Origin of the sequence: Streptomyces sp. SID4985 (assembly GCF_009863025.1) — a bacterium.
In the GTDB taxonomy this organism is placed as follows: Bacteria; Actinomycetota; Actinomycetes; order Streptomycetales; family Streptomycetaceae; genus Streptomyces.
Genome location: NZ_WWIR01000049.1, coordinates 1 through 6,216, shown reverse-complemented (window position 1 = coordinate 6,216; position 6,216 = coordinate 1). Strand labels below are relative to the sequence as shown.

Annotated in this window: 7 protein-coding genes; 5 read left to right on the top strand and 2 right to left on the bottom strand. The window is 70.6% G+C overall.

Annotated elements, in window-relative coordinates:
* Positions 1–744 (bottom strand): aminotransferase class V-fold PLP-dependent enzyme (locus tag GTW40_RS02250; RefSeq protein WP_161178456.1); only part of this gene is annotated, 744 nt, incomplete at its 3' end.
* A gap of 196 nt (positions 745–940) precedes the next feature.
* On the opposite strand from GTW40_RS02250, the gene GTW40_RS02245 reads away from it, so the two are divergent.
* The 3 genes from GTW40_RS02245 to GTW40_RS02235 are packed head-to-tail and all read left to right on the top strand — an operon-like array spanning position 941 to position 3,446.
* Positions 941–1,798 carry a transporter substrate-binding domain-containing protein gene (locus GTW40_RS02245; protein WP_161178455.1) on the top strand — a complete coding sequence of 286 codons (858 nt, stop codon included), beginning with the start codon at positions 941–943 and terminating at the stop codon, positions 1,796–1,798.
* A 14-nt stretch (positions 1,799–1,812) separates the two neighbouring features.
* The gene (locus tag GTW40_RS02240; protein ID WP_161178454.1) at positions 1,813–2,646 is read left to right on the top strand and encodes an amino acid ABC transporter permease; all 834 of its coding nucleotides are present in this window, start codon (positions 1,813–1,815) and stop codon (positions 2,644–2,646) included.
* Positions 2,643–3,446 (top strand): amino acid ABC transporter ATP-binding protein, encoded by an 804-nt coding sequence (locus GTW40_RS02235; protein ID WP_161178453.1) that lies wholly within the window; start codon positions 2,643–2,645, stop codon positions 3,444–3,446. The genes GTW40_RS02240 and GTW40_RS02235 overlap by 4 nt, the downstream gene beginning before the upstream one ends.
* 129 nt (positions 3,447–3,575) lie before the next feature.
* On the opposite strand, the gene GTW40_RS02230 is transcribed toward GTW40_RS02235, so the two are convergent.
* Complete coding sequence (locus tag GTW40_RS02230; protein ID WP_161178452.1) at positions 3,576–3,950, bottom strand: VOC family protein; 375 nt, start codon at positions 3,948–3,950, stop codon at positions 3,576–3,578.
* A 247-nt stretch (positions 3,951–4,197) separates the two neighbouring features.
* Between GTW40_RS02230 and GTW40_RS02225 the strand changes: the two genes are divergently transcribed.
* Together GTW40_RS02225 and GTW40_RS02220 are read left to right on the top strand one after the other, a co-directional pair.
* The gene (locus GTW40_RS02225) at positions 4,198–5,289 is read left to right on the top strand and encodes an amidohydrolase family protein (RefSeq protein ID WP_161178451.1); all 1,092 of its coding nucleotides are present in this window, start codon (positions 4,198–4,200) and stop codon (positions 5,287–5,289) included.
* Between the two features lie 157 nt (positions 5,290–5,446).
* Positions 5,447–6,216: SCO1860 family LAETG-anchored protein (locus tag GTW40_RS02220; RefSeq protein WP_161178450.1), on the top strand; the 770-nt coding region annotated here is incomplete at its 3' end.

Sequence of the window (6,216 nt, the reverse complement as noted above, 5' to 3'; positions counted from 1 at the left end):
CCGGGCCATGACCGTCTCCGCGCCGTCCGCCTCGATGCGCTCCAGGCACGCCTCCAGGGCCAGCATCTCCAGCTGCGCCGGGGCGTGCGGCAGCACCGCGCGGCCCGCGTCGATCCAGCGCTCCTTCCAGTCCAGCAGGGAGAGGTAGGAGCGGCGCGGGGCGTGCGGGTTGGCGGCCATCCGGGCCCAGGCGCGCTCGCTCACCGAGATCGCGGACACCCCGGCCGGGCCGCCCATCGCCTTCTGCGCCCCGATCACACACAGGTCCACGCCCCACGCGTCCGGCAGCACCGGCTCCGCGCCGACCGAGGCGACCGCGTCCAGATAGAAGAGGGCGCCGTGCTCGCGTACGACCTCGCCGATCTCGGCGACCGGGTTGGTGTTGCCGGTCGCCGCCTCGGCGTGCACCAGGGACACGAAGTCGATCTCCGGGTGCTCGGCGAACGCCTCCCGGATCTGCTCGGCGGTGACGGCCGCGTCGAAGGGGACCGCGAGATCGTGCACGGTGGCACCGCTGTCGCGCAGCCAGTTGCCGAAGGTCTGCCCGTACGGACCCGTGATCACGTTCAGTGCGACCGTGCCGGGACCCGCGGCGGCGCGGATCGCGCCCTCCAGCGGCAGCAGCGCCTCGCCCTGGGTGATCAGCACGTCCTGCCGGGTCTCCAGCAGCCCGGCCACCTGGTCCTCGATGGCGGCGAACCGCGCGGCGGTCAGCGGGGGCAGGTCGAGGAGGGGGTGGGTCACGGGGGTGCTCTCTTCGCTCACGAGGTCCACGGGGCCGGCCGGAGGCCGACGGTGACGAGGGTAACTCGCGGCCTCCATGCCCCTTTGACCGGCGACTTCTCAGGCCGAACGGCTCAAAGGCCATCGGTTTGATTTGAGAGACCCAAACCTCTCCTTATAATCAGAACCTACAGTTCCCCCACAGGGAGATCCCCCCATGAAAACGCTCCTCGGGCGCCGGACCCGTCTTCTGGCCGCCGCCACCGCTGCGGCCGCGATCGCGCTCGTCGCGGGCTGCTCCTCGTCGAACGGCGGTGGGAGCGGCAAGACCACCGTCAAGGGGGTCCACCTCGTCAAGGCCGGTCAGCTGACCGTCTGCACCCATCTGCCGTACCCGCCGTTCCAGTCGGTGATCGACGGCAAGGTGCAGGGCTTCGACGTCTCCCTGATCGACCTGGCCGCCAAGGACCTGGGCGTCAAGCAGGAGATCCTCGACACGCCGTTCGAGAACTTCAAGACCGGCGCGTTCCTCAACTCCGGCCAGTGCGACCTGGCCGCGGCGGGCATGACGATCACCGACGAGCGCAAGAAGAACGTCGACTTCTCCGACCCGTACTTCGAGGCCACCCAGGCCGTCCTGGTCGGCAAGAACAGCGGCCTGAAGTCCTTCCAGGACGTCAAGGCGCAGCACAAGGCGCTCGGCGCCCAGGCGCAGACCACCGGTGAGGACTACGCGAAGAGCAAGGGCTTCGACCCGGTCTCCTTCCACTCCTCCGACGCGCTGCTCAACGGCCTGCGCACCAACCAGGTCCAGGCGATCATCGTCGACTACCCGGTGGTCCAGAGCTGGCTGAAGAACAAGGCCAACGCCGACGCCTTCAAGGTCGTCGGCAACCTCAAGACCGGCGAGCAGTACGGCTTCACGGTGAAGAAGGGCAACACCGCCCTGCTCACCGCGATCAACGAGCAGCTCGCCAAGGCCAAGTCCGACGGCACCTACAAGAAGATCTACGAGAAGTGGATCGGCCCGTACGACGCCTCGGCCGCCTCCCCGGCCGCGACGCCCTCCTCCTGAATCCCGCTGACTCCATGACCGACACGGACACCCGTATCCAACCGAAGAAGCAGGGCCTGACCCGCCGCCAGCGCCGGCGGGTCTCGCGCGGCGCGCAGTACGCCGTCTTCGTCGCCGCCGTACTCGCCTTCGCGTTCTCGGCGGACTGGGGGCGGCTGCAGAACCAGTTCCTGCAACTGCCCATCGCCGAGCAGATGTTCCCGGACGTCATCACCCTGGCGCTCAAGAACACCGTGCTCTACACCCTGTCCGGCTTCGTCGTCGGACTCGGTCTCGGCATCGTCATCGCCCTGATGCGGCTGTCCTCGGTGGCGCCCTACCGCTGGGTCGCCGGGATCTACATCGAGATCTTCCGCGGCCTGCCCGCCCTGCTGATCTTCATCTTCGTCGGCGTCGGCGTACCGCTGGCCTTCCCGAACATCCAGTACCCGGGCGGCACGTACGGCAAGGTGGCCGTCGCGCTCGGACTCGTCTCCGCCGCCTACATGGCCGAGACGATCCGCGCGGGCATCCAGGCCGTGCCCAAGGGGCAGATGGAGGCGGCCCGTTCGCTGGGCTTCTCGCCCGCGCGGGCCATGATCTCGATCATCATCCCGCAGGCGTTCCGCATCATCCTGCCGCCGCTGACCAACGAACTCGTCCTGCTCTTCAAGGACTCCTCGCTGGTGCTGTTCCTCGGCGTCACCCTGGAGGAGCGCGAACTGTCCAAGTTCGGCAACGACTTGGCCAGTACCACCGCCAACTCCACGCCGATCCTGGTGGCCGGCCTGTGCTATCTGCTGGTCACGGTCCCGCTCGGCTTCATCGTGCGGCGCATGGAGTCCAGGTCCCAGGAGGCGATCCGGTGAGCACCCCCGAGATCCGTATCGAGGGGCTGCACAAGTCCTTCGGTGACAACCACGTCCTGCGCGGCGTCGACCTGGAGATCGGCCAGGGCGAGGTGGTCTGTGTCATCGGGCCCTCCGGCTCCGGCAAGTCCACGTTGCTGCGCTGCGTCAACCTGCTCGAAGAGCCGAGCGAGGGCAAGGTCTTCGTCGGCGGCACCGAGCTGACCGACCCGGACGTCGACCTCGACGCCGTACGCCGCCGTATCGGCATGGTCTTCCAGCAGTTCAACCTCTTCCCGCACCTGAGCGTCACCGAGAACCTCACGCTGCCCCAGCGCCGGGTCCTCGGGCGGGACAAGGCGACGGCCGCGCGGATCGCCGCCGAGAACCTGGCCCGCGTCGGCCTCGCGGAGAAGGCCGACGCCCACCCGGGCGCCCTCTCCGGCGGCCAGCAGCAGCGCGTGGCCATCGCCCGCGCGCTCGCCATGGGCCCCGAGGTGATGCTCTTCGACGAGCCGACCTCCGCGCTCGACCCCGAGCTGGTCGGCGACGTGCTCGCGGTCATGCGCGGGCTCGCCGAGGAGGGCATGACCATGATGGTCGTCACCCACGAGATGACCTTCGCCCGCGAGGTCGCCGACCGCGTCGTCTTCATGGACGGCGGCGTCATCGTCGAGGAGGGCACCCCCGAGCAGGTCATCGGCAACCCCCGCAACGAACGCACCCGCCACTTCCTCTCCCGCGTCCTCGACCCGGCGATGGCCGAGGTGGAGGAGACGGACGGGCCGGTGGGGGCGGGTCCGGAGAAGACCGGCTCCTGACGGCCGCGACGGCTGCGACGGCCGCGATGTGACACCGGCCCGGCCGGGCACCCCTGTGCGGGTGCCCGGCCGTTCCATGTCCGCCCGCGACGGTACGGGGTTCGCGTCCGCCCGCGATGCGGCGTCCGCTTACAGATACGGGCGCGTGATCAGCTCGATCGCGTGCCCGGCGGGGTCCTTGAAATAGACGCCCCGGCCGCCGTGCTCGTGATTGATCTCGCCAGGGCGCCGCATCTGCGGATCGGCCCAGTGCGTGACCCCCTGCTCGCACAGCCACCGGTACGCCCGGTCGAACAGCTCGTCGTCGACCAGGAACGCGTAGTGCTGCATCTGGATCTCCACCGGCGGCTCCGCGAACTGGAGCAGCACCCCGTCGGTGAGCTGGATGTTGCGGAACGGCCCCCAGGACGGCGCTGCGGGAAGCTCCAGCAGCTCCCGGAAGAACCGCGCGGACTCGTCCCTGTCCTTGGCGGCGATGATGGTGTGGTTGAACGTGACTGTCATACGGCTGACCTCGCTGTGGTCCGGCACGGAGAAAAGGGATGCTCGGTGCTCGGGCGCGGGGAGGTCCGCGGGACGGGTGGCGGGGATGCCTGGCGAGGGCGGCGCATGTGCGGCGCACCCATGTGGCGATCAGCTACCCACCGGGTCGCCTGTCCGTGAGTGGCCCGTCGGGGCCGGTCCGGTGTTCACGGGGGAGGACGTTACCGGACCTGCCGCGCCGCCGGGAAGGCGGTTTAAGGTGCCGTACATGAGCGATCAGGCGGTGCTGCACGTCAAGGGACGGGTGCTCGTGGGGCCCGAGGACGTCCGGGACGAGCTGTGGGTGGTCGGGGGGCGGGTCACCTACGACCGTCCCGTGGGCGCCGGGGACGTGACGACCGTGTCGGGGTGGGCGCTGCCCGGCCTGGTCGACGCGCACTGCCATGTGGGGCTCGGCGCGGAGGGTCCCGTGGACGCGGAGACCGCCGAGAAGCAGGCGCTGACCGACCGGGAGACCGGAACGCTGCTGATCCGCGACGCCGGTTCGCCCTCGGACACCCGCTGGACCGACGAGCGCGACGACCTGCCGAAGATCATTCGCGCCGGGCGGCACATCGCCCGTACCCGCCGCTACATCCGGGGCTACGCCCACGAGATCGAGCCCGAGGACCTCGTCGCGTACGTCCGTCAGGAGGCCCGGCGCGGGGACGGCTGGGTCAAGCTGGTCGGCGACTGGATCGACCGCGACCTCGGCGACCTGGCCCCCTGCTGGCCGCGCGAGGCGGTCGCGGCGGGCATCGCCGAGGCGCACCGGCAGGGCGCCCGCGTCACCGCGCACTGTTTCGCGGAGAGTTCGCTGCGGGACCTGGTGGAGTCCGGCATCGACTGCGTCGAGCACGCCACGGGCCTGACCCCTGACCTGATCCCGCTCTTCGTCGAACACGGGGTGGCGATCGTCCCGACCCTGGTCAACATCGCCACCTTCCCGCGCCTGGCGGCGGGCGGCGACACCAAGTTCCCCCAGTGGTCCGCACATATGCGCCGCCTCCATGAACGCCGCTACGACACTGTGCGCGACGCCTATGACGCCGGGATCGCGGTGTACGTCGGCACCGACGCGGGCGGCTCGCTGCCCCACGGTCTGGTCGCGGCGGAGGTCGAGGAACTCGTCACCGCGGGCATCCCGCCCCTGGCCGCGCTCTCCGCGACCAGCTGGGCCGCCCGTGCCTGGCTCGGCCGTCCCGGCCTGGAGGAGGGCGCGCCCGCCGACCTCGTCGTCTACGAGTCCGATCCCCGCGCCGATGTGCGAGTCCTTGCCGCCCCGCGTCGCGTGGTGCTCAACGGGCGAGTCATGCAGTGACCTGCCGGGACAGGGGAGAACTCCTGTGCCCCGAGAATCGAAGAAAGGTGCGGAAACCCCACGATCGAGTGAAGTGACCCAGGATTGCTGCCCGTTCACCCACAGTGCGTAAAAGTTGACGCGTCCCAAGCAAGTTCCTTCTCGGGAGCCCACCGCCTTGAACAGCCTCAACTTCCGCATGCCCGCACGCCGTCTGGCCGCCGTCGCGACCGTCACCGCCCTCACCGCAGGTCCCGCGGTCCTGGGCGCGGGCACCGCGCACGCCACCGGCCGTCACGGCCACGCCTCCGCCGTCGTCCTGCGCACCGGGCTCGATGTGTCCCTGCTCCACAAGTCCCTCGACGTCCCGCTCGAGGTCACCCTCAACGAGGTCGAGGCACCCGGCGACGCCGACCGCACGGCGCTCACGGCCCGCCTTGACGGGGTGAACGACGGCCGGCCCTTCTCCGTGCTCCGCGCGGAGGTCGCCCAGGCCCGCGCGACCGCCACGGCGGAGCGGGCAGAGGGCTCCGTACGGCTGGTCCACGCCCGCGTGCACGTCCCCGGCCTGCCGCTGCTCTCCCTCATCGAGGTCGGCACGGTCACCGCCCGCGCCACCTGCGAGGCGGGGGAGCGGCCGGAGGCCAGGGCGAACGTCCTCGGCGGCGTCACCGTCCTCGGCAAACACGTGAACCTCACGGCGGGCGGCCCTTCCATCGTCAAGGTCCCCGGCGTCGGCGAGGTCCGCCTCGACCTCTCCCAGCGCCACACCACCTCGCGCACGGCCGCCGCCACCGCCCTCGAACTCAAGGTCTCCGTCAACCCGTTGAGGCTGAACGTCGCGGAGGTCGAGGGCACGGTGACGCTGGCCAAGGCCACCTGTGAGACGCCTCGCGGCGGTGGCTGGGGCGGCGGCGGTCACGGGGGCGGCCCCGGTGGCGGCCACGA

What these genes read in the sequence shown, in the direction of transcription:
- GTW40_RS02245 (WP_161178455.1), top strand. Translation starts at nt 941, where the DNA reads ATGAAAACGCTCCTCGGGCGCCGGACCCGTCTTCTGGCCGCCGCCACC.
- GTW40_RS02240 (WP_161178454.1), top strand. Translation starts at nt 1,813, where the DNA reads ATGACCGACACGGACACCCGTATCCAACCGAAGAAGCAGGGCCTGACC.
- GTW40_RS02230 (WP_161178452.1), bottom strand. Translation starts at nt 3,950, where the DNA reads ATGACAGTCACGTTCAACCACACCATCATCGCCGCCAAGGACAGGGAC.
- GTW40_RS02225 (WP_161178451.1), top strand. Translation starts at nt 4,198, where the DNA reads ATGAGCGATCAGGCGGTGCTGCACGTCAAGGGACGGGTGCTCGTGGGG.